This is a genomic window from Bifidobacterium sp. SKU (assembly GCF_026016405.1).
Classification (GTDB): Bacteria; Actinomycetota; Actinomycetes; order Actinomycetales; family Bifidobacteriaceae; genus Bifidobacterium; species Bifidobacterium bifidum.
The window spans coordinates 961,683-988,410 of the sequence record NZ_CP092890.1 but is presented as its reverse complement, the minus strand read 5'-3'; the positions used below and the strand labels follow the sequence as shown (position 1 = coordinate 988,410).

Here is a 26,728-nt window from a genome sequence, read left to right as displayed (position 1 = left end):
AGGGTGGTTGTTGCAAGGCCACCCCCACTCGCTTCGCGGGAGCCCCGCCAGCAGGGGCAAGATGGTCAGTCCCTCAGTGCCTTGCCGGTGAGTTCGAGGAACACGTCGTTGAGGGTGGGCGGACGACTGGTCAGGTGGCCGATGTTGGCGCCGGAGCGTTTGACAGCGTCGAGCACATCGGTCAGGTTGTGCTCGCCCCGCCTGCATCGTATGTTCAGTTCCTTGCCGTCATAGACGGCTTCGATGACGCACGGCAGCGCTCGGACATCAGTCAACGCGGCATCTGTCAGGTCAAGCGTTTCGATGTTGATGCGCTCGCCCGTGTCGATCATGTTCTTGAGTTCGTCGGCGGTGCCGAGCGCCAGGTGACGGCCGTGATCCATGATGAGGATGCGGTCGCAGATCTGCTCGACCTCCTCCATGTAATGGCTGGTGTAGATCACTGTGGCGCCGGCCTGGTTGAGCCGCTGGATGCCTTCCAGAATCGAATTGCGGCTCTGCGGGTCGACGGCCACGGTCGGCTCGTCGAAAAAGATCAGGTCAGGCTTGTGCGCGATGCCGCAGGCGATGTTCAGGCGTCGCAGCAGACCGCCGGACAGTTTGCCGGGCCGGAACTTGCGGAAGTCCTGGAGTCCGACGAATTCGATGGACTCCTCGACCAGCGGCGCGCGGTCAGTTTTCTTCGGCACGTACAGCGAGCAGAAGTAGTCGATATTTTCGGTGACGGTCAGTTCGTTGAACACGGCCACATTCTGCGGCACGATGCCGATACGGCGCTTCAGCGCGTAGGAGGTCGGCGTCATCGGCTGGCCGAATACGCGAATCGTGCCCGAATCGTAGGTGAGCAGCGCGAGGATGCAGTTGATCGCCGTGGTCTTGCCGGAGCCGTTCGGCCCGAGCAGGCCGAAGATCTCGCCTTGCGTCACGTCGAGGTCGAAATAGTCGAGCGCCACCATGTCACCGTAGCGTTTGACCAGTTGACTGACATGCACGGCCGGCACTGCGCCGGGTGCCACATCGCGTCCGGGGGCTGTGTTGTCGGTTGCCATAGCCGCTCCTTTCTTTGATGATTACATCATCCCAAGAGAGTGTCGGCGATCGCCACCTGCAAACGTCACGACTTGGCCGCGCACCCGTGACATTTGTCATCATTTCACGGCGCCACTTGCCCCCGCCAGCGGGGCGGAGCACGCTATACCCGCTCGGTTGGGAAAGAGTGCCGCCAGATGAGTTTGCGCAGTTCCTCTATGCCGAGGATCACGAACGGGATGCAGCACAGGTATACGCAGTCGTCCCAGCCCAGGGGCGCGGTGTGGAACACGGTCTGCAATACCGGCACTTCGGTGATGAGCACGAGCAGCACGATCTCGGTCACGATGCCGATGTTGATGGTCCGGTTGGAGAACAGACCCATCGTCAGGGAGCCGCCACGCGGATTATCCACCACGATCGGCATGTTCGTGGAGTTCCTTCCACCGCTAGACTGGTATTGAAACGAATGACGATCCGGGAGGTGCCATGCGCGTGTTGGCCGAGGAGGGTGTTCTGCTCGCGTTGGGCACCGTGCTCGCCGTGATGACCGGGATCCGCACCGATGCCGTGTTCATCGCGGGGCTTCTGCTGGCCGTCTCCGTCACCGGACTGGTCGAATGGCTGCATGCCGATGAACGATGGCCGTGGTTGCCTTGCGTGGCGTATCTGATCGTCGCCGCGGCGGTGCCCGCATGGTGCTCGTTCATGCCGCTTGTCGCCTACGATATGGCGCGTCTGGCTGCCGCAGGGCGCCCTTCGCGGCTGGTGACGGCCGTGCGCTGGCTATGGGTGTTGCCGTTTGCGGCGCTGTGGTTCGTCCGCGTGTCACATGCCGGTGTCGCGGCCGGAGCCGCAGATGCCAACAGCCATATGCAGGCGCTGGCTCTTACGTTGACCGCGTTGCTCGGATTCGTCGCGGGACGGTCCCGCGAGGCTTCGGATGGGAATCGACGTGCGCTGTTGCACGCTCAGGATATGGCCCGTGAAGCCTCCCGTTCCGTCCGCTCGCGCATCGCCGATATCGATGAGGAGCGCGCGCAGTCGGTCCGCATGGCGACGCTCGGCGAACGCACGCGTATCGCCCGCGAGATCCACGACAATGTGGGGCACCTGCTGACTCGTGCGATCATGCAGGCGCAGGCCGGCAGGGCCGTGGCCGAGGCGACCGATGACGAGGTCGCGGCCCGTGGATTCACCACGCTGGGCGAGACCTTGGACGATGCGATGACGATGGTGCGCCGCTCGGTACATGACCTTGAGGATGATGGCACCGATTTCGCCGCGCAGATCGAAGCCGCCGTCGCCTCATTCGACGGCATCTCCCCGGACTTCTCGGTGTCGTTGGCGAACGACGTCGACACGGCCCCGGCCCCGGTGTCACGCTGCTTCGCGACGGTGATTCGCGAGGCGCTGGCAAACGTCGCGCATCATAGCGAGGCCCATGAGGCGAGCGTGACGCTGCGTGATTTTCCGACATTGTGGCAGTTGGTCGTCCAGGATCCAGGGCCCGCGATCCGCGCCCGTGATGCCCGTGGGGAGCGCCGGACGGACGGGGAGCCGCCTCGCGGCATGGGGCTCACCGACATCGAATCGCGCGTGCGCTCAATCGGCGGAACCGCCCTGTGCGGCCCGTATGATGGCGGATGGCGCGTGTTCGTGTCCGTGCCGAAGCAACGTTGGCATGCATCCCCGGGATCTTGCGCGAAAACAGACCAGCCGGCATTCATGAAGACGACTGCCAGCACATCAGGGAACAGAGGGAAGCTATGAGAATCGCGATCGTGGACGACGACCCGATCGTCTGTCAGTCGCTGGAGACGATCCTGACCGCCACCGGCACCGCCGACGTGCTATGGAGCGCCAACGACGGCGGCGCGACGATTCGCAGGTATTTCGAGTCGCCGGAGAATCATCCGGATATCCTGCTCATCGACATACAGATGCCCAGCATGAACGGGCTGGACGCCGCGCGGGAGATCCTGACGAAGGATCCGGCGGCACGTATCCTGTTCCTGACCACGTTCTCTGACCAGGCCTATATCGAGCAGGCGATGCGGCTCGGGACGAAAGGCTATCTCATCAAGCAGGATGTGGCGGCGATCGCACCCGCCCTGCATGCGGTGATGGCCGGTCAGGTGGTGCTCGGCGCCGACGTGATCGGCAAACTCACCGGGCCGACGGCCGGTGCCGGATACAAGGGGCCGGACGACGCCTCGGACACGGCCGGCGACGGCATCCCGCACGGCCGTCGTACGTCTGATGGCATCGATCAGCTGCTGAACGAACGGGAGCGTGACATCGCGGCGCTCGTCGCCGAGGGACTCGACAACCGCGACATCGCCGCCAGACTGTATCTGAGCGAGGGCACCGTGCGCAACCGCATCAGCGCGATGCTCGACAAGCTTGCTCTGACCAACCGCACCCAGCTCGCCATCGCGTGGCTCAACACCCACCGTTAGGCGGCATTCCCGTCCAACGCCGTGGCCGGGACGGGGAACCGCTCTCAGCTGTTCTCCATGACGATGTTGTCGACGACATCGGCGACATGCTCGCAATCGTCGGTGCACAGCTCCAGATGCACATACACCTCGTGCCAGGCGAGCACCTGCAGCGGGTCGGTGCAGGTGGTGTGCAGGCGGCGCATCGCCTCTACGAACAGGCGGTCCGCGTCCTGCTCGATCTTGTTGATGAAGAACACCTGCTCGCGCAGGGTCTTCGACCGCTTGAACCGGGGCAGCTCGCCGATCAGCTCCGCCATCTTCCCGCATGAGCGCTCGACCATGTCGACCAGGTCCAGCGCATCGGGTCGGATCTCCAGCACGTTGTCGTAATACATGCGGTGCAGGGCGCCTTCGATGCGGTCGGTGACGTCATCGAGCACGCTGCTCAGCCGCGCGATGTCGTCCCGGTCGAACGGGGTGATGAATGCGGTGACCAGCTCGTCCATCATGCCGTGACGGACCTCGTCTGCCGCCTGTTCGATGCGATGCATCTCGTCGAATCGTTCCAGCAGACGATCCGGTTCGTAATGGTGCATGACTTCCGACAGCAGATGTGCCGCCTGGCATGCATAATCGGCGCTCTGCTTGAATCCGTCGAAATAGAACGAATCGTTTTTCCTCGCCATATGCTGATCCTTTCTTGAAACGATGACTGATGCCGTGTGCCGGAGCGGTGTCAGAACACCAGCATGAACAGTTTTGCCATGACGTAGCTGATGATGCCGCAGCCGGGGAACGTGAACACCCAGGTGAGCATCATGTCGCGCACGACGCCGAAGTTGATCGCGGACAGCCTGCGCACCGCTCCGACGCCCATGATGGCGCTGGTCTTGGTGTGCGTGGTGGAAACGGGGATGCCGAGCACGGTCATCACCAGCAGGCACAGCGCACTGGACAGGTCCGCGGAAAAGCCTTGGTATTTCTCCAGCCGGACCATGTCCTGCCCGACGGATTTGATGATGCGCTCCCCTCCCACGCTGGTGCCGACACCCATGATCGTGCTGCACAGGATCATCAGCCACACTGGGATGATCACGCCTGCGACACCGGTCTGCCCGCTGCAGAACGCCATGCCGAGGAACAGGACGCCGATGAATTTCTGGCCATCCTGCGCGCCGTGCATGAAACTCATGGCCGCGGCACCGACGATCTGCGCATACGTGAAGAATACGTTGGCGCGCCTGCGGTCAAGCCCCGCGCAGATCAGCGTCACCAGCTTGCACACGATCCAGCCGATGCCAAATCCGAGCAGGAGGCTGGCCGCGAGACCATACAGCACTTTGACCCATTCCCCCATGTTGATGCCGCCGATGCCATCCTGGATGGCGATGGCGGCGCCGGAAAGGCCGGCGATTAGGCTGTGGCTCTCGGACGTGGGGATGCCCAGCAGCGACGCGCCCACACTGTAGACAACGATGGAGAACAGCGCCGCGCACAACGCGATCAGCGCGGCGTTCGTGTCGCCGCCGAAATCGACCATGTTGCTGATGGTGGACGCCACCGAGGCGTTCAGCTGCGTCATGATGAACACACCGAAGAAATTGAGCACCGCGGCCATGATCACCGCCGGACGGATACGTAGGCATCTGGTGGTGACGCAGGTGGCGATGGCGTTGGGGGCGTCGGTCCAGCCGTTCACGAAAATGACGCCGAGCGTCAGCAACGTGGTGATGGCCAGCGCCGGATTCGAACATACCTGTTGGATGAAATATGAGAATGATACATCCAAGAGAGTCATCACCTTCTTCTTCGAGGGACCGTCATGCGGTGGGTCGCATTCAGCGGACGTCTTGATTATATATGGAGATGACTACGTAGTGTGGATTTACCCGTCGTGTCATGACGACTTGTCGGTTTGTAGGCGATGACCATTCTCACGAGCGATATTGTCGCTTGGTGGAGCCTGACGAAAAAAGGGCTTCCGGATTGCTCCGGAAGCCCTTGCAGCTCAGATCCTGATAAGAATCAGGCGATCATCACTCGTTGTCGCCAGCGGTGGCGGCGGTGGCGGTGACGGCGCCCTTCTTGTCGGTCTTGACGCCCGAGTACACCCAGTCGGTGTAGTCCGGGTGGTCGTAGCCCTTGTCGACCGCGAACTGGAACGCTTCCTGACGGAAGTCCTCCAGCTTCTGGATCTCGTCGGCGTACTTGTCGGCGTCGATCATGCGCAGGGCTTCGGCGGTCAGCTCGTAGCGATCCAGCTCGTTCACGCGAACCATGTCGTACGGGGTGGTGGTGGAGCCCTCCTCCTCGTAGCCGTGGACGTTGAAGTTGTCGTGGTTCGGGCGATCATAGATCAGGCCACGCACGTCGTGGGCGTAGGAGTGGTACGCGAACAGCACCGGCTTGTCGGCGGTGAAGATGTCGGCGAACTCCTCGTCGGTCAGCGCTTCGTCGTTCTCCTTGGCGGACTGCAGGGAGAGCAGATCAGCCACGTTGACGACCTTGAACTTGATGCCCAGGGCCTTCAGCTTGTCGGAAGCGGCCATGATCTCCTGGGTCGGGACGTCGCCAGCGGCGGCGAGCACGACCTGAGCCTCATCGTTGGTCTTCGCGGTGGAAGCCCAATCCCAAGCGGCGGCACCCTTGGCGAGCTCGGCACGAGCCTCGTCCAGGGTCAGCCAGGTGGCGGCCGGCTGCTTGCCGGCGATGATGGCGTTGATCTTGTTGGTGGACTTGTAGCACTTCTCGGCGATGGCCAGCAGCATGTTCGCGTCGGTCGCGAAGTAGATGCCGATGACGTGATCGTTGTGGAAGCACTTGTTCAGCAGGACGGAGGTGACACCCGGGTCCTGGTGCGAGAAACCGTTGTGATCCTGACGCCACACGTGCGAGGAGACCAGCAGGTTCATGGAGGCGATCGGCTTGCGCCACGGAATCTCGCGGACGGTAGCCTCAAGCCACTTGGCGTGCTGGTTCAGCATGGAGTCGATCACGTGCACAAAGGACTCGTAGGAGCTCCAGATGCCGTGACGGCCGGTCAGCAGGTAGGCCTCGAGGAAGCCTTCCATCTGGTGCTCGGACAGCTGCTCGACGACCTGGCCGGAGACGTGCATGTGCTCGTCAACCTCGTCGGAGATGTAGCCGGCGTCCCACTGCTTGTTGGTGACCTCGTAGGAAGCCTGCAGACGGTTGGAAGCGGTCTCATCCGGTCCGAAGATGCGGAAGTCGTGCATGTTGTTCTTGATGATGTCGCGGGTGTAGACGCCCAGACGACGGGTGGCCTCGAGCTGGCCCCAGCCGTGCCCGAACTCCTTGACTTCCTTGACCTCGTAGTCCTCGAGCGCCGGCAGCACGAGATCCTTGCGGATCACGCCACCGTTGGCGTTCGGGTTGGCGCCGATGCGCAGCTCGCCCTTCGGCATGAAGGCCAGGACGTCGTCCTTGACGGCGCCGTTGGCGTCGAACAGCTCTTCCGGCTTGTAGGACTCCAGCCAGTTCTTGAGGACCTCGAAGTGGGCCTCGGTGTCGCGGGCGGAAGCCAGCGGCACCTGGTGAGCGCGCCAGGAGCCCTCGGTCTTCTTGCCGTCGATGTACTTCGGGCAGGTCCAGCCCTTCGGGGTGCGGAAGATGATCATCGGGTAGAACGGACGGTGCATGTTGTCCGTGTTCGCCGCGGCCTTGATGTCGCAGATCTCGTCCCACACGGACTCGAACAGCTCGGCGAAGCGACGGTGGATGGACATGTGGTCCTCATCGTCGAAGCCGGCGACGAACTCGTAGGGCTCGTAGCCCATGCCGTGGAAGAACTCGTGGAGCTCTTCGTCGGAGATGCGCGACAGGATGGTCGGGTTGGCGATCTTGTAGCCGTTAAGGTGCAGGATCGGCAGCACGATACCGTCGGTGCGCGGGTTCACGAGCTTGTTGGACTGCCAGCCGGTGGCCAGCGGGCCGGTCTCGGCCTCGCCATCGCCGACGATGCAGGGAACGAACAGGCTCGGGTTGTCCATGATCGCACCATAGGCGTGGGACAGGGCGTAACCCAGCTCGCCACCCTCGTGGATGGAGCCCGGGGTTTCCGGAGCGAAGTGGGAGGGGATGCCGCCCGGGTAGGAGAACTGGCGGAAGAACTTCTGCAGGCCAGCCTCATCCTTGGTAATGTTGGGGTACGTCTCGGTGTAGGTGCCGTCCAGGTAGGACTGGGAGGTACCGGCGGGGCCACCGTGGCCCGGGCCCATGATGAACACGGTGTTCTGGCCGTGGTCAGCGATGAAGCGGTTGATGTGGCCGATGAGGAAGTTCAGGCCAGGGGTGGTGCCCCAGTGCCCCACCAGACGGTGCTTCACGTCTTCACGGGTGAAGGGTTCCTTCATCAGCGGGTTGCTCCGCAGATAGATCTGGCCGATGGAAAGGTAGTTGGCAACGCGCCAGTACTTGTCCACGCCTTCAAGAGCTTCCTCGGAAACCGGAGCGTTCAGCTTCTTCCAAGGGGTGCCAATAACAGGACTCGTCATGTGTACTCCTGTACTCCTGCACAGTGATGTGCAATTGATCATTATCGTTCGGTCATGGGCTCTCGCGAAGCCTTGCGATTTCGCGGTTGCCCAATCCCAATCGTTCATCATGGTACGTTGAGAGCAAGACTTTTGGCAGCTTTTTTTGCATGTGTGTTCGAAAATGTTAGATTAATTGTATGAATTATGAGTGAATAACCGGTGCCCTCACAGGTTATATTACGGCGCCATCCAGTGAGAAACTTTTATTTTCCAACGATTTCAGCGATCCACCGGTACGCCGCGTGTTCATGCAGGCAACAGAACATGCGGCGTGTTGTTCATATTAACAGCGTTAATTGTTCGGTTTTGTGAAACGGTGCGTCGCTCCCGGACGACACCCGCCCATCGCACACGCCAATGTCGGCTCGAATCGCCACAATTGATGTGACATACTGTAAGAAGTCCACACACAATACCAATGGCCGCAATCAACGATATCGCCCATACCTATGTATCCGCTATCGCGCGCGGCCGCATGAAGGGAGTCCCATGGCTAACGGCCCGGTGCTTGTCGTCGATTTCGGCGCCCAATACGCGCAGCTCATCGCCCGTCGCGTGCGCGAGGCGAACGTGTATTCGGAGCTTGTCCCCCATTCCATGCCGGTAGACGAGATGCTCGCCAAGGACCCGCAGGCCATCATCCTGTCCGGCGGCCCCGCATCCGTATTCGAGCCCGGCGCCCCGCGCGTCGACCCCAAGCTGTTCGACGCCGGCGTGCCCGTGCTCGGCATCTGCTACGGCTTCCAGGCCATGGCGTACGCGCTCGGCGCCGACGTCGACAAGGCCGCGCTCGGCGAATACGGCAAGACCGACACGACCATCGACAAGACGGACGGGCTGCTCGCCGGCTCCCCGGCCGAGCAGGACACGTGGATGAGCCACGGCGTCGCCGTCAAGACCGCGCCCGCCGGCTTCGAAGTGCTCGCCCACACCGAGGGCGCGCCCGTCGCCGCCATGCAGGACGAGTCCCGCAAGCTCTACGGCGTGCAGTGGCACCCCGAGGTCAAGCACACCCCCCTCGGCCAGAAGCTCATCGAGACGTTCCTCCACCAGTGCGCCGGCCTGCCCGACAACTGGGACGCCTCCTCCATCATCGAGGACCAGGTCGCCAAGATCCGCGAGAAGGTCGGCGACGCCGAAGTGATCTGCGGCCTGTCCGGCGGTGTCGACTCCGCAGTCGCCGCCGCCCTCGTCCACAAGGCCATCGGCGACCAGCTCACCTGCGTGTTCGTCGACCACGGCCTGCTGCGCAAAGGCGAGGTCGAGCAGGTCAAGCACGACTTCGTCGCCGCCACCGGCATCCGACTGATCACCGTCGACGCCGCCGACGACTTCCTCGAAGCGCTCAAGGGCGTCTCCGAACCCGAGCGCAAGCGCAAGATCATCGGCGAGAAGTTCATCCGCACCTTCGAGAAAGCCCAGCGTCAGGTCCTCGAAGAGGCCGGCGCCCGCGGCAAGGAAGTCAAGTTCCTCGTGCAGGGCACCCTCTACCCCGACGTCGTCGAATCCGGCGGCGGCGACGGCGCGGCCAACATCAAGTCCCACCACAACGTCGGCGGGCTCCCCAAGGACATCAAGTTCCAGCTCATCGAACCGCTGCGCACCCTCTTCAAGGACGAGGTGCGCGCCATCGGCACCGAGCTCGGCCTGCCCGACGAGATCGTCTGGCGCCAGCCCTTCCCCGGCCCGGGCCTGGGCATCCGCATCATCGGCGAAATCACCAAGGAACGCCTCGACCTGCTGCGCGAGGCCGACGCCATCGCCCGCGAAGAACTCTCCCGCGCCGGCCTCGACCGTGACATCTGGCAGTGCCCGGTCGTACTGCTCGCCGACGTTCACTCGGTGGGCGTCCAAGGCGACGAGCGCACCTACGGCTCCCCCATCGTCCTGCGACCGGTCAGCTCGGAGGACGCCATGACCGCCGACTGGTCGCGCGTGCCCTACGACGTGCTCGCCACGATCTCCACGCGCATCACCAACGAGTGCCGCCAGATCAACCGCGTGGTACTGGATTGCACGTCCAAGCCGCCGGCAACGATCGAGTGGGAATAAAAAAACTCAAGAAATCACTTTTCCGCACTTCACCCCGAAACACAACGAAACCGCAGGTCAGAAGTGGTGCGTCCGAGAAATCGGCGCACCACTTTGCTTCGAAAGAAAGCACTCCTTTCGGGATTATTCGTACCGGAATTCGTGCCACCCCAGCGCTACCATTCGCGATGCTAGGCACGGAGAGGAGATTAGAAAGATGATTAACGAAGCGAAGATGACCGAACTCACCCAGGCCGAGGACATGCCTACTTCCGAGCAGACCTCTGCATCTTCTCGCCCGAGAGCTACAGCCTGGACGAGAAGAAGGAGATCTGCAACGACATGATGAGCGCGAGCAAGGCCGTGCTCATCGATGCCATGCGCGAGGACTTCGAGCAGCTGCCCCCGGATGCCCGCGCCAAGCTTCTGGACATGCTCTGCGCATCCGGAGTCGAGTCGCCCCAGTGGTGGTGGGATGTGCTCGTGGGCGACGGAGGCCCGCTGTACCGCGAGCTCGAGCCGCTCAGCTAGTCCGAACCGACATAACAAGAGAGAAGGCCGTCAATCGCGTTGGCGGCCTTCCGCTTTATTCATCCTCATGGTGCTCGTCGATGATCTCGGCATCGTTCGCTTCGTGTGCCTTTTCGTCGGCATGCATTTTCAGGAAGTGGACGCCGTCGCCATCGACGAGCATCGCGTTGGCCTCGTTGTAGATGAAGCTCATGCGTGCAAGCTCATCCTCGCGCTCTTCACCTATCAAAGCAACCGGATCGTCAACGCCCGCTGCCCGACGGTAGCGGCTCCTCTTGATTGCCGCCTGCCTCTGTGCCTCCTTGCGCAGCGCAAGAGGCGTAACTCGCGGAGCGTTATGTGCCACAAAGTGAACTGCGTCGAAGACCGGGTTCTGGGGCTCGTAGCCATCGTCTTCCGCGTCAGGCACGGCCAACAAGCCGCCGCGTACGCCCTTGATCCTCTCTGTGAGCAGGCCCCGGGCCTTATCGCGAACCTCGGCATAGTCATCGAGGCATTTGCCAATCTTCTCGCGCTCGCGCGCTATTCTGCCGGCGCTGAAATCTCCGTCATATTGCATTGAAGCCTGCTCTGCAGCCAGGAAGAGCCGAAACGCAGCCTGCGCGTCTCGCTCCTTGCCTTGGAACTCGTGAAGTCTTGCCCGTACCTCGTCGTCCTTCAAACGCCTTGAGCGTTCCATGCGCGTACCGAACTCGCGCATAGCCTTTACCTGGAACTTCCATGCCTTGAGGGTTTCAACGCATATTCCCTCAATGGCGTTATGCACGGCCTGCCTCTTTTCTGGGTTGGTTAAGATCTCGTCGTACTGGGAGAGGTATTCGAGAAGCTTCTCGAATCGCGCTTCTATGTCTGCTTCGCGTTCGAGCTTCATCTCCTGCTGGATTGCGGCGATGCCAGACTCGATGCCCTCAAGCTGTTTGCTTATCTCTGCCATGTACGCCTGGCCCACAACGATGGCGGCTCCCTGCAAAGCTAGGTTGGCTACTGCAACAGGTTGGAGCTTCGCCTGCCTGATTGCGGCTTGGGGCTGAAACTTGCCGTCCTTGAGGACGCCAAGCTGCTTCCACTCCTCCCAGCCGGGAGTCTTTCGGTTGAGCAGATCATTCCATCCTGCACCTTCGGGGAATCGAACGATGGCATGGTCCCATTGGGCCGCCGCATCTGCCGCCTTAGTCGCCATGGGTATCAGGGCGTCGGCGTATGCCTCTCCGCCGATTGTCCTGACATCGAGGGTCACATGGTCATAGAGGGCGAGGTCCACGTCCTCGCTATCTAACGTGGGAACTATCTCGTTGCCTTCCGTAGGAACGATGACATTTTCCGCACGCTCTTCTTCTGGTTCAGGTTCGTTGTCGCGCTTGCCAAAGAAGGAAAATCTCATAGTCATAGCCGCCTGTCGATATGCTCCGAATGCAAATGAGTTGCAAACGTAATTTTATCAGGTGGCAGTGCGCCGAACATATGCACAGAATAGAAAAGGGTGCCGCTTCGAGATGGACGGCGGCTCCCTCGACGTTCACTTCTCTTCGTATGCCCTTCGGATTCGTCCTACATCTCGAAGAGCGGTATCAGCGGCAACAGAACGATCATTAGGACCAGGCATCCCGCAATCCCGAGGAACCGCCCACCTGTTCGCCAAGCCACCGTAGCCTCGATCTCATGACAGCATCTCGTTCACGCGAGTCTGGACGATCGAGTAGTAGGATCTCAGGCGCCGCTTCCTCTCGTCCCCGTTGCCGTAGTCGCCGCGAATCACAGCACGTGCCATCGCATTGAATCTGCCCCAGATCCGTTGACAAGTCGATTTCCGTTTCGGCATGATGGCCGCAACGGAGGAAAGCGAGGCGGGCCATGGGCAATCCATCTCCCAGGTACACGGCGGAATTCAAGCAGAAGGCCGTGGAGCTGTACGGGAAGTCGGGCACGACGTACGCCGAGGTGGCACGCGGGCTGGGCTGCGACGTGGGCAGCCTGGCCGACTGGGTCAAGAAGGCCGACGCGGCCGGGCCGGCGCCCGACGCCAACCCGTTCCAGATGGCCGAGGACCTGCGCAGGCTGAAGAGGGAGAACGAGCGGTTCAAGCGCGAGAACGAGATACTTTTAAGAGCGAGCGCCTTCTTCGCCAGCAGGCAGCTGTAGGCCTTTCCACGAAGAGGACGAAGTTCGAGTTCATATTCTCCAACGAGCCCAATTGGCCGGTGTCGGGGATGTGCGCGGCGCTGAAGGCGGCGCGCCAGAGCTGTTACGCTTGGAAGTCGCGCCCGCCGAGCGCGCACGACCTGCGCGACGATGAGCTTGCCGTCGCGATATCCCGGGTCAGGGACGAGGTTCGGGGCATCTACGGCGCGCCCAAGACGTTCATGCGGCTGCGGGCGCGCGGGGTGCGCACCTCGCGCAAGCGCGTGGCCCGCATCATGCGGGAGCGAGGCTGGCGCGGCGGTCGCGCGCGTGCGCCAAGCGCCCCTCGGGCGAGAAGCGGGCGTCCAAGCGCGAATCGGCGCTGGACCCGGTGGGGCGCAGGTTCGAGGCCGGCGGCCCCAACGCGGCGCGGTCCGCGGACATCACCTACGTGAAGACCCGCCAGGGCTGGCTGTATCTGGCGCTCGTGATGGGCATATGGTCGCGGCGCATCGTGGGATGGTCGATGGGCCCGAGCATCGCGGCCGAGCTCGCAGACGAGGCATTGAAGATAGCGTTGGCCAGGCGAAACCCGCCAGAGGGATGCGCTCATCACAGCGATTGCGGCTCGCAATACGTGTCGCTGCTTCTGTCCAAGACCATGCGGGAGAACGGCATCCGGCCATCGATGGGGTCGATCTCGTCGCCGCGGGACAACGCGGCCATGGAGTCGCTCATGGGCATCGTGAAGTCGGAATGCGCGCACGCGCGCACCTACGCCACGCGCGAGGAGGCCGCGCTGGATCTGTTCGAGTACATCGAGGTAATCTACAATAGGGCGAGGATACATTCGGCGCTGGGCTACCTCAGCCCCGCCGAGTTCGAAGAGGCTAATTGGCCCAAGGGAAACAGCCGCTCGAAGGCGGCGTAAAAGGTATCAATGGAATCGGGGTAGATTCACGAAGCTTGAGCTCCTGGGAGTAGCGGTTGTCCTTCCTCGGCCTGTCTATGGCCCCGACGCCGCCTTGGTCGATCCTCTCCCTCCGAAGCTTCACGGTTGACTTCGTAAGGCCGAACTCGTGCTGCAGCATGGCGATGGTCGCGCCGTCGGCGTACCTGTCCGCAAAGCGCTGCTTGAACTCGGCGGAGTAATCCATGCTCAGCAAATCAACCCCCCTAACGCAGAAGACCCCTATAGGAGAAGCAGAACATTGTCTGTCCAACTATAGGGGTTCACTGCAGATGCGGGTCTTCAATCTGTTCCCGCGCTCTCTGGTCCTATCGTGCCGTCATCAAGCACCTTATTTTATGCTGTGCAATATAATTCTGGATGCAAAAAGATACCTGCACGGAGGTTTCCGGAATGTCCAAGCTCAACATCGACCAGAAAACGATCAAGCTGCTCCTCACAGATAAGCATTCAGACTTCCTCATCCCAGATTACCAGCGACCTTACGCCTGGGGCGAAGACGAGTGCGCAACGCTATGGGACGATCTCTTCACCTTCGCGTTTCCCAACGACGACTGTGACGCCTTCAAAAGCACTAGTGATGAATACTTCCTCGGCCCCATTGTTACTTTCAAGAACGACGCAGGACAGCTTGAAATAATCGATGGCCAGCAGAGACTTACAACCATCATGTTGCTGCTTAGGGCGTTTTACGACAAGTTCGCAAACATGAAGGACAAGCAGTCAATTAAAGTGCGTGACTCGATTGCTGGCTGCGTCTGGAAGACCGATGAGTTCGACGACCCCGACATGGATGCGCTGAAAATTGATTCAGAGGTGGCGAGCGATTCCGACAAAGATGAGTTTCTAGATATATTGCGCCACGGCGCTGTGGGCCCCATGGCCCACAGCGCCTATTCACGCAATTACGCCTTCTTCTCTAAAAGAATGGCCGAAATGACAAGCGAGTGGCCAAGCTACATCGCGCTATTCGCCGCTCGCATTCTCAATAACGTAATCTTGCTTCCCATCGAGGCGGAATCCCAGGACACCGCGCTCAGGATCTTCTCGACTTTGAACGACCGTGGACTCCCATTGGCAGACGCTGACATCTTTAAGAGCCAGTTCTACAAGCGCTTCTCCATCGAGGGCCGCAAAGACGAGTTCGTCACGCGTTGGAAAGCGCTCGAGGAAACAGCCAACCTCATTTTTAAACCAACCTCGGGCACGCCGCTCGATGAGCTTTTCACCCGCTATATGTATTATCGCCGTGCAAAGAAGGGCATCCGCGACACAACAACCAAAAGTCTACGCGACTTCTACAGCGACAGCTCGTACGAAATTCTACGCGAGGACGCGACGCTCGACGATTTGGAGTCTCTGCTCGTTTTCTGGAAACGGGTTGATGCGCAGGAGGGCTTTTCCGAGCGTGTAGCACGACGCCTATTCGTTCTCAATTACGCACCCAACGGCATGTGGGCTTATCTGTTGAGCACCTGGTTCCTGGCAAAGCGCAATACCAAAGGCGAGCTAGACGACAAGGAGCTCTACGATTTCCTTTGCTACATCACTGGATTCATCTACGCCTACTCACTTGAGCGTCCCGGAGTAAACGCTCTGCGCGGTCCCGTCTATCCCGCACTCATAGACATCGTAGAAGGTCGCAAGGTTGACTTTTCAGCCCATCTGTTCGACCGTGAAACAATTACGGGACGCTTCAGAAGCTATCAGTTCACCAACCAGCGTCGCTTCACACGATCGATGCTTGTTTGGTGGGCCTACTCAGATCCTAAGCAACCTCTCATGGACTTGGACACAACGCTCGAGATCGAACACATCTATGCAAGAAAGCGTAACGAGGTACACCCACTATCCAATCGCTCAAACCTTGAAGCACTAGGAAACAAGGCGATGTTGGAGAAGCGCGTAAACATTCGCGCCTCAGATTACCAGCTGTCGGATAAGCGCAAGTATTACGAGGGCTATGTGAACGATAAGGGCGTTGAGGTGTCGGGGACCGCTGTTCGCGAACTCGTGGAAATTGCGCGATGCGGCGACTTCGCCGAGAGCGACATCGAAACGCGCACCGAGCGAATCATCACTACTTTTGTCGAGTGGCTTGGCAAGTTGGGCCTGTTAAGGGAGTAAAACTTGATCCATCTTCGCTTATCGGTCTTGGACCCGGAAAAGCTCGTTGCTTTTGCTCAGTAGGCGGACGTTGCCGTCTACTGCGGTTGTGTGCCAAACGTTGGTGTCGGCACCCCGGAAAAGGGGTGTGGCCACCGCCTAGAATCCTCAGTTACCACGCTGAGACAATAGGAGATGACAACATGGACGCACTGTAGCGCACGAAGCGCCCGTGACGCCATTGCTTGCGTTTCGCTTTCGCTGCTCGAAGCATGTCGCCTGGGGCTCCTAGCCGGAGGAGTGCTGACCGTTCCTTGCGAAGCCTCGGAACCATCTATATCCGCATGCTGCGGGCTTGCTTGAGCCAGTTTCTCTTGAAAGATCCGATACCTCCGAAGAACTTGTTGTACGTCTCACCGTTCTCCTTGGCCTGGTACTTGACCAAGGCGAGTTCGATGGTGCAGAGGTAATCCGCCACTTGCTCGAGGCGGTAGTCAGTCATCGAGGTCTTGCGGCGTCGGACAACTCCTTTTGAGAGAACCTTGTCCACTGAACGGTCGAGCGCTTGCTTGACGATGTCCTGACCGTTGTCGTAATAGACCTTCACATCGTCGAAGGACTGGAAGAAGCCCAAGTGCTCAACCATGGCGGAGGAGACGTCGCGCCCCATGCGCTCCATTAGCCTTGCCGGGTCTTCGAATTGGCTGCGGCAGTAGACGAACATGACATAGGAGATGGGGAGCCTGCGGACAAACGAGGAGAAGTAGGCGAGCATGGCTTTGCGCTGCTCGATGCCGAGAAACTCATAGTCCTTATGCCCGTTCATGAGGGACTCGGAGTGGAACGGGATATTGGGGAGGTCGGCCCTGGCGAGCTTGGCCTCATAGCCCGTGACCGCTTCGGCGATGCCGTCTGCCTGGTCGTGGAAGACGAGCGTGAGCAGATAGTAGCGAGCCTTGCCGCCGCGGTCGCCGCTCTCATCGACAAAGATGCTGAGCTCCTTGGCCAATGGGGACTCCTAATGGAATGGATAAAAAATAGCCGGGGGACTCCCCCGGCACTTGGAGGTAGCTCAATGAGCCACCAACAGCCTTATAGCATGCGCTAGCGGTGAATGCAGGGGGGGCGAGCCGGTACATGGCGTCGCGGCTGATGCGCAGCATCGCGCACGCCTCGTCGGCGCCGAATATCGCGTTGGTCGATGCGATGAGCCTCACCTAGCTCCTGCTAATGCTCTTGGTCATGGTCTCCTCGAGCTCCTCTCGTCTCGAGGCTCCCTCGCATGCCCGGCCGCGGGCGGCTCCCGGGGCGGTCGCCGTCGTCATTTCCTGCCGCCCCTCGACTCGATGTAGGCGTCCACCGACGCCCTCGAAACCAGGAGCTTCCTTCCGAGCCTGTACGAGTCGATCTCTCCCGGCCAGATGAGGTCGTATGCCTTACTCCGGCTCGCCCCCATGTACTCCTGCATCTCGATCACCGTCATCCACTCGTCGCGGCCCCGGTTGCCCTCGGGCGCGGCGCATTTCGTAGCGTGCGCCATGGTTGCCTCCAATCTTTCCGCGCGATACGTCTGCGCGGTCCTGTGTGCGTTTACGTCTGCGCGACGATTGAACCGCCTGACGGCGATTGACACGCCCGACAGGAGCGGAGATGGGTCGAGGTGGGTCGAGCTGGTCGGGCCTTCACGAAACGGCCATGAGCCGTACGCCTTAGCTGGCAGCTAAGTCCCCGAAAAGCAAAAGGCGCCCGTGCGGGCGCCTGCCTAGGATCGAAGTTCGTTCAGTTGTGTTCGCAGTTGTGTTCGGAATGCTCGTCTTCCGCGGTGCTGTCGTCCGGGGTCCGGCATCTGTCGTTCGTCTCTTCTTTCGTGTTTGATGTTGCGTGTTCTGCGAGCGACCTTTCGAGGGCCTGCCGGCCCGTTGCCCCAGATGCACCCGGGTAAATGGTATCCATCCGTTGGGACACAGCCTGGCCAGGAAGATGATTATGCTGCGAGGGGATGGACGAGCGGCGCGGTTTGAGCGCCAGCCAAGGGCGTCATTGTGGCCTGACTAGCCATAAATTGTTACGAGCTCGCGTTACCGCAACATACATCTTTGCCCTTGCGCCTGGTTTAAGCGCCGCCTCTCTATTATCGAGCCACATGGACATGGGCTTGGTCAGCCAAACTGCGACATTGTCGAATTCGGAGCCTTTCGAGGCGCCCATTGTCATTGTCGAGCAATTGCTATAGGGCAATGACTTCGCTTGCCAGGTCAAGTGCATCGCCTCAAGGAAGTCTACCGGTGGCTTGGCGCGCTCTCCTTTTGACAGGGTGCGGAGATGGGTCCCCTCGTCGGGTGTAGCGCAGGCCAGTGCTGGCAGATCAGGAAACAAGGCGTTGGCAAGTGCGACAACGTCTGGTCTGCAGCGGTGGCAGACGGAAAGGCTATTGGTGTCAATCTCACACAACTGGCGACGTCGAGCATAATCGAAGAATGTCTCTTCCGTATACGGCCCCTCTTTCGAAGTGGTGTAGGTTCTTTGTCTCGGGTCACCGACGACTATGACGGTAGCGGGGGTATGCATCAGGCTGCTGATGTAGTCATAATCGTACGAAGACAAATCCTGGGCCTCATCGATAAGGATGATGTCGAACATGTCGCTGATGCGATTGACGGCATCGCCGCCAACCTGCTCGTTGCATTTGCAGGCAAGGTCGGCGAGGCGCGAGCTGAATACGTCTCCTCGTTCGTTCGCGAGATAGTAGGCCGGGTTGCCCCTGGTCACTCCTCTACGTTGAGGGACCTTTCCCTCAACAAAGCTAATGCCTCGCGGCAAGATACCGGGAAGAGGGTAAGGGAAGGGCCTAACTCCGTGTGCGAGAAGAAAGCTATACCAGGTCATAACGGTGATATTGCCGGGAACTGCGCCGCGTATCGCCTTCACTCGACTTGCGAAGTGAATTGCTGCCGCTTCCGTATATGTGAGGTAAAGAACATTCTTCTCGTGAGGAACGTTCAGTGCCTGGTTGAGGAGATAGGTTGTCTTCCCGGTTCCTGCACCGGCCATAATACACTTCTGAGTTGTCACTAGTTTTCGCCTATCCACTCGATGGCTCCAGTAATGTAGCCGGGGAATGCGATCGAGGTCTCTGAATCGAAGATAGAAAGGGCTGTGTCCGTCTTGTTGGTTTCCATGTAGTGGATCAGGCTATGGTCGCTCTCGTCCTTCCTTCCCAATAGCGAGCAGAGCGTTTCTCGCCCGGCACTCCTTACCAACGTGGCCTCCAGCGTATCCAAGCGAAGCGTGGGATAGTCGTCGTGCGGCTCGTCATGCGCTTCGCTGTCAAAGAACGCCTGTATGTTCCCCAGCGGTAAATAGGGTTCGAATTTTTTCGCTAACTTTTCCGGATTGCCGTCGTTGTCCGTGACGATGGCGACCTTCTTTCCGATCAGCTTAGCGATGCTCAGGAATCGTTCAAACGCCAGGCCAACGGAAATGACGTCTATGCCATCTGCTAATGGGGAGCGCCCGTATTTGTCCTGATACGCGCGCTGGATAATCAGCTCGTCAGATGGTCCCTCAACGAGAATGGCTTTGTCTACGAGGGCGAGGCGTAACGTTTCGAAGCCGGGCAGTTTCCTGAAAAACGAATAAGTGGCCTCTGGCAGGTGTTTTAGTGTGGTCGAGGGTATTCCATCCGTCGCGGAACCGATAACGACGAGGTTTTCGAGACCGAGCTTGTTGGCGACGAAACTTGAATGAGTCGTGCAGAGGAACTGGCTTCCTTGGTAGCTGTTGAGCAGCGAGAGCAATCTGTTCAAGTTCCCATACGAGAGATGGTTTTCGGGCTCCTCTATCAGCACCACTGTCGGCTTGCTGCTGCCACCTGAAATTGAACCAAATGATATTTCGCTCTGAAGCAGGCACTGAGGTCCAGCTCCGATATTTTCGTACGGAACACCGGAGAGAGAAATGGTCAAATCTCGATACCAGGAGTCGGCACTTCCTAGGTTGACGTCGAGCTCTGGCTTTCCCGCTTTGAAGTTTGCGCTATTTGCTAGCTTTTGGTTTATCCCACCATTCCTTACGGCGTGCCGAAACCCATCCTTGCCTTTGCGCGCTCCCTGCGAGAGGGCCAGTCGGTCATCTTTGTCGAGCGTGTCGATTAGGGATTTCGTTGCACGGTCGGTCCCGAATGAAGGGCGCATGTCTCCGTTTGGGTTGATGAGAACCGATGTGATGGGAAGCATTCGTGGCGTCACCTTTTCTCCTGAGAAGGTCGTCCACGATGCCTCGAAATACTCTATAGGCAGTGAATCAAAGTGTTCGCTGCGCGATGCCGCCTCAACTTCTGGAAGATATTCTGAATCGAAGGAAATCGTGAACGAGAAGCCGCATTTCTTGGTCTTCTCTGGGCAATTCGCGCCGCTCAGCCGTGCCGCCGTAGCCTTATCGCCGCCCTCGAGGTATACATCGATTCGCACTTCCGGAAAAGCCAGATATGGTTGGGACGAATTCGTAAACAGGGCCACGTCGTCCTTGTTGAACAGGTATTCAGAAACGCTTCGACCGATTGGTGCGTCGCGGTATCTACCACTCAGGGCAAGGTTTATCGCTTCAACAATGGTGCTCTTTCCTGTCCCGTTTTCACCTACGAGAATGGTAACGAGATCATTGAAGGTTAGTTCGAAAGGATTTCTGATTTTCTTGAAGCCGGATATTCGCACTTTTGAAATTGCAAATGGTTTGTTCTCGTCCTCCATTAGCACCTCCGCATGCCATGAATTAATTAACGCAGGACGACGGCGACGTAGCCTGCAGCCAAGGTTCAATGAGTTTATTTTACCAGCGTAGATCGCATGAGCTTCATCCCCCGTTGTCTAATTGAAAGTGCAACACCCGTTAGATTGGAGATTGTCCGGATAACCAGTCCGAGGGGATGTTGCACCTATGGGAGAAGTATGTTCGCGCCTGTTGGAAGGGAAACGCCGGGTCATCCAGATCGAGGTCGGCGACGGCACGAGCGTCAGGAAGATGGCCCGTTTGCTGGGACGCGGCCCGTCCGGCATCAGCAGGGAGATCAAACGCAACACGTGGGTTCCCGTCCGACGAGAACGGGTCCTGCCGGCCGTGCCGGCCGAAACGGCTGAGGACAGGCCCGTGGACGGGCGGATGCTGCATCGCCGGCCCCGCGCGGCGCAGGGCCGGCCGCAGGCGCGCCAAGCCGCGCAAGCGCCACCGCCCGTCATGCGGACGCCTGTGGGCGCGGGTGGCCGAATGGCCGGGTCGCGGCTGGTCGCCGCCGCCCGTCGACGGCAGGCCGCGCGTCCCGTTCCCCGACGACCCCGCCATGCGCGTGTGCCCGGAGACCGTCCACCGTTGGGTCTACGCCGACCGCCATCGCCGTGAGCGCCGGGCGCGCCGCCTTCCACGCGGCAGCAGGAGGCGGCGCAGGCGTGGCGGCGGGAGGACGTCGCGTTTCCCGATTCCCGGACGGGCTCCCATCTCCGAGCGTCCGCCGGAGGCCGGCGATCGCAGCGGTTTCGGCCATTGGGAGGCCGACAGCGTGATCGGCGCCGGATGCGACCTGCACACCGAGGTCGAGAGGAAGACCAGGTTCCTCATGGCCGGGATCGTGCCCGATAAGACCGCCGGGGAAAGCGTCGGGGCGCAGCTGGCGATGTTCTCGCCGCTGCCGGCCGGCGCGCGCGTCAGCGTCACGCACGACAACGGCACCGAGTTCGCCCGCCACACGCGCCTGCGCGAGCTGGGCATGGACACGTGCTTCGCCGACCCGTACTCCAGCAGGCAGCGGGGAGGCAACGAGAACAGGAACGGCATGATCCGCCGGTATCCGCACAAACGCGGCGAGATCCGGATGGGCATGGCCGGGGAGCTGCGGGAGATTGTCGACGAGGCCGACAACCGTCCCATGCGCGTGCTGGACTACCGGACGCCCGCCGAGGCATTCGCCGACGAACTGCTAGAATTGCAGGACCAACAGGGGTGTTGCACTTCTAAATAGACAACGGGAACGCCCGGCAGCGAACGATCGGGTACTACAATGTCAGTAAGTGTGAAACAAGGCGGTCACACGAGCAGTACCATCCCCGACGAGGAGACAAACGTGACAACAACGAACATCTACATCGCAAGTCCTGAAGGCGCAAACGGACGCAACGTCGTGGCATACGGCGTGCTCAAGGCGCTGACCACCAAATTCAAGACCACCGTGTTCCGCCCCGCGGTCTCCAATCACGACCACTTCACCCCCATCCTGCTGAACGCCTCCAACGCCGGCCTCGGCGTCGCGCTGTCCACCGGACTGGACATTCACCAGGTGCGCAAGGACAAGGAAGGCTCCCGCGGCGACATCGTCGCGGCGTTCAACGACGCGATGAACGTGTCCCGCGCGGACGCGGCGCTCATCGTCGGCACCGACAAGTCACACGTCAACGACCCAACCGCCTACGAGTTCAACGCGAACATCGCCGCCGACCTGCAGGCCGGCGTCTTCCTCGCCGTGTGCACCATCGACCGTTGGCCTGACGAGCTCAAGGACACCGTCCGTCTCTCCATCGAAGGCATGGAGGCCGCCGGCAACAAGGTGCTGGGCATCTTCGTGACGGGCTGCGAGCCGCGCCACTCCGTCTCGGTCAAGGACACGCTCGCGGACTTCGGGCTGCCGGTGTGGACGATCCCCCAGATCCCGTTCACCGAGGCGTCGCAGGCCGATGCGGCGCTCGCCGCCTTCCAGGCGAACGTGCCAACCGAAGAGGTCCTGCGGGCCATCAACGTCGAGATCGACTTCCCGATCACCTCGTACGCCTTCCAGTACAGCCTGCTCGGCCGCGCCAAAGCGAACAAGAAAACGATCGTGCTGCCCGAAGGCGAAGAGGACCGCATCATCAAGGCGGCCGACTACCTGCTGGAGCGCGAGATCGCGAACCTCATCATCGTGGGCGACAAGGGCGCGATCCTCGCCCGGGGCGCGGAACTCGGTCTGACCCATCTGGGCAAGGCACGCTTCCAGGCCATGGACGACGAGAACATCCTCAAGCCCATGGTCGCCAAGCTGTGCGAGCTGCGCGCCAAGAAGGGCATGACCGAAGAGCAGGCCCGCAAGCAGCTGACCGACGCGAGCTATTTCGGCACGATGCTCGTCGTGCTCGGTTACGCCGACGGTCTGGTGTCCGGCGCGGTCAACTCCACCGCAAACACCGTGCGTCCGGCGCTGCAGGTCATCAAGACCAAGCCCGGGCAGAGGCTCGTCTCCGGCGCCTTCCTGATGTGCTTCAAGGACCACGTGACCGTGTTCTCCGACTGCGCCATCAACCTCAACCCGGACGCCGAACAGCTCGCGGAGATCGCGCTGCAGTCCGCCGTGACCGCCAAGGCGTTCGGCATCGAGCCCAAGGTCGGCATGCTCTCCTACTCCACCCTCGGCTCCGGCAAGGGGCCGGACGTGGACATCGTCGAAGAGGCCACGCGAATCGTCAAGGAGAAGGCTCCGGACCTGCCCGTCGTCGGCTCCATCCAGTTCGACGCCGCATGGTCGCCCGACGTGGCAGCCACCAAGGCCAAGGGCAACGACGTGGCCGGACACGTCAACGTGTTCGTGTTCCCCGACCTGTGCTCCGGCAACATCGGCTACAAGGCCGTGCAGCGTTCCTCCGGGGCGCTCGCCATCGGCCCCGTGCTGCAGGGCCTCAACAAGCCCGTCAACGACCTCTCACGCGGTGCGACGGTGCAGGACATCATCAACACCATCGCACTGACCGCCATCGAGGCCCAGTGACGCGGGTGTTTTAGCGGTCTCCGCGCGGTACAGCCGCTCTTTACGACCGCCCCCAGTCGCTTCGCGACAGCCCCCGCCAGCGGGGGCACGTGCAATCTGTCGTTCGCTCTTCACCTATAACCAGCCCCGCTGTTTACTTCACGGCTCAGCCCGTCAGCGGGGCTTTTCTCTTTGGTGGCTCTCGGCGAAACCTGCGGCGCTGATTTGTAGCAAGCAGCGAGTAATCTATCAGATGGAAAGCCGTGTTTCGCGGTACGTATCAATCATGGAGGATGCCCACAATGGCGAAAACCGTCCTTGTCATCAATTCCGGTTCCAGCTCTATCAAGTATCAGCTGGTCGATCTTGAGTCCGGCGAAGGTCTGGCCTCCGGTCTCGTCGAGAAGATCGGCGAACCGGTCGACGGTCACTACAAGCACGAGTACAACGGCGAGAAGCACGAGCTCGAAGAGCCGATCCACGACCACGAGCAGGGCCTCAGGCGCGTGCTCGGCTTCTTCAAGGAGTACGGCCCGGACCTGTCCGAAGCAGGCATCGTCGCCGTCGGCCACCGTGTGGTTCAGGGCGGATCCCTCTTCCCGAAGCCGGCCCTCGTGACCGACAAGACCATCAACGCCGTCAAGGACCTGGCCGTGCTCGCCCCGCTGCACAACGGCCCGGAGGCCAAGGGCGCCGAAGTCATGCGCGCGCTGCTGCCCGACGTTCCGCAGATCTTCGTGTTCGATTCCTCCTTCTTCTTCCAGCTGCCGAAGGCGGCCAGCACCTACGCGCTGAACAAGGAGATTGCCGACCAGTACCACATCCGCCGTTACGGCGCCCACGGCACCTCGCACGAGTTCATCTCCTCCGTGGTCCCCGGCGTCATCGGCAAGCCGGCCGAAGGCCTCAAGCAGATCGTGCTGCACATCGGCAACGGAGCCTCCGCCTCCGCCGAGGTTTCCGGCAAGCCGGTCGAGACCTCCATGGGTCTGACCCCGCTTGAAGGCCTGATGATGGGCGGCCGCACCGGCGACATCGACCCGGCCGTGGTCTTCCACCTCATCCGCAACGCCCACATGAACGTGGACGAGCTCGACACCCTGTTCAACAAGCGCTCCGGCATGATGGGCATGACCGGCTTCGGCGACCTGCGCGAGGTTCACCGTCTGGTGGCCGAGGGCAACGAGGACGCCAAGCTGGCCCTCGACGTGTACGTGCACCGCATCGTCAGCTACATCGGCAACTACACCTACCAGATGGGCGGCTGCGACGTAATCACCTTCACCGCCGGCGTCGGCGAGAACGACGACATCGTGCGCAAGATGGTGTGCGACAAGCTCGCCCCGTTCGGCGTCAAGCTGGACGAGGAGAAGAACGCGAAGCGCTCCAAGGAGCCGCGCATCATCTCCACCCCGGACTCCTCCGTGATCATCGCCGTCATCCCGACGAACGAGGAGCTGGCCATCGCCCGCAAGTCCGCCGAAATCGCCGAGAACGGCGTGGACACTTACGGCAACACGTTCGCCAAGTGACGAACTGCCGTTAGCAGGCCGCAGTCCGTCTAACGCAAACGGACGAACATAAATGAGGGGCTGATTCCGCTGGGAATCAGCCCCTCATCGTATATCCGTGATATTCGTCGCGGTCACCGATCCAACATGCCGGTCCACATGCCCACGAAATCGGGCAGTGTCTTGCGCGTGGTCTCCACGTTGACGATTCGGACGCCCGGCACGGCCAGCCCGATCATCGCGGCGAACGTCGCCATGCGGTGATCAGCGTAGGATTCCATCACCTCACCGTGCAGACGCTCAACCGGCACAGGAGTGATCTCGATGCCATCCTCCAGTTCGCGGGCCTCTCCCCCGATGCGCGTGATCTCCGTGACCAGCGCCTCCAGACGGTTCGTCTCATGACCACGCAGATGACCGATGCCGAGCATACGGGTCGGAGCATCGGCAAACGCCAGTATCGCCGCGAGCGACGGCGCGATCTCCCCTGCCGCGGTCAGGTCGAAATCACCAAGACCATGCACATGGCCGTCGCCACTCACCTCGCAATACCGCACGCCGTCCTCTTCGGGGAACGAGACGCGCGCGCCCATGCGTTCCAGATATCCCGGCAGCAGTCCACCGGGCTGGGTGGTCTCAGCAGGCCAGTGCGGCACGCGCACCGTGCCTCCGGCGATCAAAGCCGCGCCGAGGAACGGCGCCGCATTCGACAGGTCAGGTTCGACGACCACGCGTTCCGGCAGCTGCAACGCGGCATGGCCGACTCGCCAGACGCGAGACTCCTCATCAGCGGTCGCATTGCCGCTCGCGCCGTTCACATCAGCGACGGTCATGCGGATATGCGGCAGGCTCGGCGTCTTCTCCCCCGTATGCCGCAACTCCAGCCCACCGGGCAGGCGCGACCCGATCAGCAGCAGACCGGAGATGAACTGTGAAGAGCCGGACGAGTCGATGCTCACCTTGGCGGCAGCGGAACCGTCATCGGCCCGTTCACCATCATGACGCGGTGGCGTGATGGTGAACGGTAACCGGCCGTGCTCGCCGTGGTATTCGACGCGGGCGCCGAGCTGTTCGAGCCCGTCGAGAACCGGCTGCATCGGCCTCGCGTATGCCTGATCGTCTCCATCGAACCGCACCGGGGCGTCCGCGAACAGCGCCAGTCCCGGCACGAAACGCATCACCGTGCCGGCGAGCCCGCAGTACACGCCCACATTGCCGCTGAATCGGCCGGATTCCGGCGGCGTCACCGTGACCGTGGTGTCGTTTTCCGGGTCGATGTCGCAGCGCACACCAAGCGCCGACAGCGCTCCCATCATCAGTTCGGTGTCGCGCGAGCGCAACAGCCCGACAAGCGTGACGGGCTTCGCGCCAAGCACGGCGAGGATCAGATACCGATTCGACAGGGATTTGCTGCCGGGGATGGTCACGGTCGCGTTCAGCGGGCCGTCAGCGGTCGGGGCCGGCCACAGGTTGTCATTGTTCGTTTCGCTCATGCGTCCAATCGTATCGTCTTCGTTCGAGTTATGGCATTTTCCGTCCGCATCGGCGGAATCGTTCGCGCCCATGTCGTCATTTCCGGCAACCGGGCCAGGCGAGCGCCAAACGCCACCGCGCGCATTCGACCTTTCATCTGTCAGCGCTCTCATGAACGCGGTCCTATACTGGGCGAT

At 61.0% G+C, this 26,728-nt stretch carries 22 protein-coding genes and 2 pseudogenes; 12 read left to right on the top strand and 12 right to left on the bottom strand.

Features of this window, described 5'->3' with window-relative positions:
• Positions 1-65: 65 nt before the first annotated feature.
• Both MMB49_RS04120 and MMB49_RS04115 read right to left on the bottom strand, forming a co-directional pair.
• Positions 66-1,049, bottom strand: a complete 984-nt coding sequence (locus tag MMB49_RS04120) for an ABC transporter ATP-binding protein (protein WP_047271916.1) — start codon at positions 1,047-1,049, stop codon at positions 66-68.
• Positions 1,050-1,192: 143 nt separating this feature from the next.
• A complete protein-coding gene (locus MMB49_RS04115) occupies positions 1,193-1,456 on the bottom strand; it encodes a cation transporting ATPase C-terminal domain-containing protein (RefSeq protein ID WP_003817352.1) in 264 nt (87 codons plus the stop codon).
• A 62-nt stretch (positions 1,457-1,518) separates the two neighbouring features.
• Here MMB49_RS04115 and MMB49_RS04110 point away from each other — a divergent pair, with 62 nt between their 5' ends.
• Together MMB49_RS04110 and MMB49_RS04105 are read left to right on the top strand one after the other, a co-directional pair.
• Positions 1,519-2,802 (top strand): sensor histidine kinase, encoded by a 1,284-nt coding sequence (locus tag MMB49_RS04110; protein WP_047271915.1) that lies wholly within the window; start codon positions 1,519-1,521, stop codon positions 2,800-2,802.
• Positions 2,799-3,491, top strand: a complete 693-nt coding sequence (locus MMB49_RS04105) for a response regulator transcription factor (RefSeq protein WP_047271913.1) — start codon at positions 2,799-2,801, stop codon at positions 3,489-3,491. Before MMB49_RS04110 ends, MMB49_RS04105 begins: the two co-directional genes overlap by 4 nt.
• A 44-nt stretch (positions 3,492-3,535) precedes the next feature.
• Here MMB49_RS04105 and MMB49_RS04100 read toward each other — a convergent pair whose 3' ends face one another.
• From MMB49_RS04100 to MMB49_RS04090, 3 genes are all read right to left on the bottom strand, one after another.
• On the bottom strand, positions 3,536-4,159 hold the full coding sequence (locus MMB49_RS04100; RefSeq protein WP_003812798.1) for a DUF47 domain-containing protein: 624 nt from the start codon (positions 4,157-4,159) through the stop codon (positions 3,536-3,538).
• 50 nt (positions 4,160-4,209) lie between these two features.
• Positions 4,210-5,262, bottom strand: coding sequence for an inorganic phosphate transporter (locus MMB49_RS04095; protein ID WP_003817356.1), 1,053 nt, complete (start codon positions 5,260-5,262; stop codon positions 4,210-4,212).
• 247 nt (positions 5,263-5,509) lie between these two features.
• The gene (locus MMB49_RS04090; RefSeq protein WP_003817358.1) at positions 5,510-7,987 is read right to left on the bottom strand and encodes a phosphoketolase; all 2,478 of its coding nucleotides are present in this window, start codon (positions 7,985-7,987) and stop codon (positions 5,510-5,512) included.
• Positions 7,988-8,518: 531 nt separating this feature from the next.
• Here MMB49_RS04090 and guaA point away from each other — a divergent pair.
• Together guaA and MMB49_RS04080 are read left to right on the top strand one after the other, a co-directional pair.
• Positions 8,519-10,081, top strand: coding sequence for a glutamine-hydrolyzing GMP synthase (gene guaA / locus MMB49_RS04085; protein WP_013389788.1), 1,563 nt, complete (start codon positions 8,519-8,521; stop codon positions 10,079-10,081).
• 321 nt (positions 10,082-10,402) lie between these two features.
• Positions 10,403-10,591, top strand: coding sequence for a hypothetical protein (locus MMB49_RS04080; RefSeq protein WP_052773312.1), 189 nt, complete (start codon positions 10,403-10,405; stop codon positions 10,589-10,591).
• Positions 10,592-10,646: 55 nt separating this feature from the next.
• Here MMB49_RS04080 and MMB49_RS04075 read toward each other — a convergent pair whose 3' ends face one another.
• Together MMB49_RS04075 and MMB49_RS04070 are read right to left on the bottom strand one after the other, a co-directional pair.
• Positions 10,647-11,978: a hypothetical protein gene (locus MMB49_RS04075; protein WP_047271912.1), complete on the bottom strand. Its 1,332-nt coding sequence runs from the start codon at positions 11,976-11,978 to the stop codon at positions 10,647-10,649.
• Between the two features lie 270 nt (positions 11,979-12,248).
• On the bottom strand, positions 12,249-12,359 hold the full coding sequence (locus MMB49_RS04070; protein ID WP_081111191.1) for a hypothetical protein: 111 nt from the start codon (positions 12,357-12,359) through the stop codon (positions 12,249-12,251).
• An 83-nt stretch (positions 12,360-12,442) separates the two neighbouring features.
• Between MMB49_RS04070 and MMB49_RS04065 the strand changes: the two genes are divergently transcribed.
• From MMB49_RS04065 to MMB49_RS04055, 4 genes and pseudogenes are all read left to right on the top strand, one after another.
• The gene (locus MMB49_RS04065; RefSeq protein ID WP_047271910.1) at positions 12,443-12,730 is read left to right on the top strand and encodes a transposase; all 288 of its coding nucleotides are present in this window, start codon (positions 12,443-12,445) and stop codon (positions 12,728-12,730) included.
• Positions 12,731-12,798: 68 nt separating this feature from the next.
• Positions 12,799-13,029, top strand: a pseudogene (locus tag MMB49_RS09640) (IS3 family transposase); the annotation flags it as partial.
• Positions 13,020-13,640 carry an IS3 family transposase gene (locus MMB49_RS04060; protein ID WP_151901864.1) on the top strand — a complete coding sequence of 207 codons (621 nt, stop codon included), beginning with the start codon at positions 13,020-13,022 and terminating at the stop codon, positions 13,638-13,640. The pseudogene MMB49_RS09640 and the gene MMB49_RS04060, both read left to right, overlap by 10 nt.
• Positions 13,641-14,072: 432 nt before the next feature.
• On the top strand, positions 14,073-15,806 hold the full coding sequence (locus MMB49_RS04055) for a DUF262 domain-containing protein (protein ID WP_047271906.1): 1,734 nt from the start codon (positions 14,073-14,075) through the stop codon (positions 15,804-15,806).
• Positions 15,807-16,119: 313 nt separating this feature from the next.
• Here the strand turns inward: MMB49_RS04055 and MMB49_RS04050 are convergent, their stop codons facing one another.
• The 4 genes from MMB49_RS04050 to MMB49_RS04035 form a co-directional block, all read right to left on the bottom strand.
• On the bottom strand, positions 16,120-16,794 hold the full coding sequence (locus MMB49_RS04050) for a DUF3800 domain-containing protein (RefSeq protein ID WP_047271904.1): 675 nt from the start codon (positions 16,792-16,794) through the stop codon (positions 16,120-16,122).
• A gap of 312 nt (positions 16,795-17,106) precedes the next feature.
• A complete protein-coding gene (locus MMB49_RS04045) occupies positions 17,107-17,325 on the bottom strand; it encodes an excisionase family DNA-binding protein (RefSeq protein ID WP_003812783.1) in 219 nt (72 codons plus the stop codon).
• Between the two features lie 497 nt (positions 17,326-17,822).
• Positions 17,823-18,857 carry a UvrD-helicase domain-containing protein gene (locus MMB49_RS04040; RefSeq protein WP_047297681.1) on the bottom strand — a complete coding sequence of 345 codons (1,035 nt, stop codon included), beginning with the start codon at positions 18,855-18,857 and terminating at the stop codon, positions 17,823-17,825.
• On the bottom strand, positions 18,857-20,533 hold the full coding sequence (locus tag MMB49_RS04035; RefSeq protein ID WP_047297680.1) for an ATP-dependent nuclease: 1,677 nt from the start codon (positions 20,531-20,533) through the stop codon (positions 18,857-18,859). The genes MMB49_RS04040 and MMB49_RS04035 overlap by 1 nt, the downstream gene beginning before the upstream one ends.
• Before the next feature lie 187 nt (positions 20,534-20,720).
• Here MMB49_RS04035 and MMB49_RS09635 point away from each other — a divergent pair.
• From MMB49_RS09635 to MMB49_RS04020, 4 genes and pseudogenes are all read left to right on the top strand, one after another.
• Positions 20,721-20,813, top strand: a pseudogene (locus MMB49_RS09635) (hypothetical protein); the annotation flags it as partial.
• Positions 20,814-20,916: 103 nt separating this feature from the next.
• On the top strand, positions 20,917-21,795 hold the full coding sequence (locus MMB49_RS04030) for an IS30 family transposase (protein WP_348519590.1): 879 nt from the start codon (positions 20,917-20,919) through the stop codon (positions 21,793-21,795).
• A gap of 102 nt (positions 21,796-21,897) precedes the next feature.
• Positions 21,898-23,568 (top strand): phosphate acetyltransferase, encoded by a 1,671-nt coding sequence (gene pta, locus MMB49_RS04025; protein WP_003812775.1) that lies wholly within the window; start codon positions 21,898-21,900, stop codon positions 23,566-23,568.
• A 281-nt stretch (positions 23,569-23,849) separates the two neighbouring features.
• Complete coding sequence (locus MMB49_RS04020) at positions 23,850-25,079, top strand: acetate/propionate family kinase (protein ID WP_047271899.1); 1,230 nt, start codon at positions 23,850-23,852, stop codon at positions 25,077-25,079.
• Between the two features lie 113 nt (positions 25,080-25,192).
• On the opposite strand, the gene aroA is transcribed toward MMB49_RS04020, so the two are convergent.
• Positions 25,193-26,551 carry a 3-phosphoshikimate 1-carboxyvinyltransferase gene (gene aroA / locus MMB49_RS04015; protein WP_192829135.1) on the bottom strand — a complete coding sequence of 453 codons (1,359 nt, stop codon included), beginning with the start codon at positions 26,549-26,551 and terminating at the stop codon, positions 25,193-25,195.
• Between the last annotated feature and the right edge of the window lie 177 nt (positions 26,552-26,728).

Excerpts from the sequence above, each read along its gene's own strand:
- MMB49_RS04110 (WP_047271915.1), top strand. The coding sequence starts at position 1,519 with ATGCGCGTGTTGGCCGAGGAGGGTGTTCTGCTCGCGTTGGGCACCGTG.
- MMB49_RS04115 (WP_003817352.1), bottom strand. The coding sequence starts at position 1,456 with ATGCCGATCGTGGTGGATAATCCGCGTGGCGGCTCCCTGACGATGGGT.
- MMB49_RS04045 (WP_003812783.1), bottom strand. The coding sequence starts at position 17,325 with ATGGCGCACGCTACGAAATGCGCCGCGCCCGAGGGCAACCGGGGCCGC.
- MMB49_RS04120 (WP_047271916.1), bottom strand. The coding sequence starts at position 1,049 with ATGGCAACCGACAACACAGCCCCCGGACGCGATGTGGCACCCGGCGCA.
- MMB49_RS04090 (WP_003817358.1), bottom strand. The coding sequence starts at position 7,987 with ATGACGAGTCCTGTTATTGGCACCCCTTGGAAGAAGCTGAACGCTCCG.
- MMB49_RS04105 (WP_047271913.1), top strand. The coding sequence starts at position 2,799 with ATGAGAATCGCGATCGTGGACGACGACCCGATCGTCTGTCAGTCGCTG.
- MMB49_RS04055 (WP_047271906.1), top strand. The coding sequence starts at position 14,073 with ATGTCCAAGCTCAACATCGACCAGAAAACGATCAAGCTGCTCCTCACA.
- MMB49_RS04070 (WP_081111191.1), bottom strand. The coding sequence starts at position 12,359 with ATGGCACGTGCTGTGATTCGCGGCGACTACGGCAACGGGGACGAGAGG.
- aroA (WP_192829135.1), bottom strand. The coding sequence starts at position 26,551 with ATGAGCGAAACGAACAATGACAACCTGTGGCCGGCCCCGACCGCTGAC.
- MMB49_RS04020 (WP_047271899.1), top strand. The coding sequence starts at position 23,850 with ATGGCGAAAACCGTCCTTGTCATCAATTCCGGTTCCAGCTCTATCAAG.
- MMB49_RS04065 (WP_047271910.1), top strand. The coding sequence starts at position 12,443 with ATGGGCAATCCATCTCCCAGGTACACGGCGGAATTCAAGCAGAAGGCC.
- MMB49_RS04035 (WP_047297680.1), bottom strand. The coding sequence starts at position 20,533 with ATGGAGGACGAGAACAAACCATTTGCAATTTCAAAAGTGCGAATATCC.
- MMB49_RS04075 (WP_047271912.1), bottom strand. The coding sequence starts at position 11,978 with ATGACTATGAGATTTTCCTTCTTTGGCAAGCGCGACAACGAACCTGAA.
- MMB49_RS04080 (WP_052773312.1), top strand. The coding sequence starts at position 10,403 with ATGATGAGCGCGAGCAAGGCCGTGCTCATCGATGCCATGCGCGAGGAC.
- guaA (WP_013389788.1), top strand. The coding sequence starts at position 8,519 with ATGGCTAACGGCCCGGTGCTTGTCGTCGATTTCGGCGCCCAATACGCG.
- MMB49_RS04100 (WP_003812798.1), bottom strand. The coding sequence starts at position 4,159 with ATGGCGAGGAAAAACGATTCGTTCTATTTCGACGGATTCAAGCAGAGC.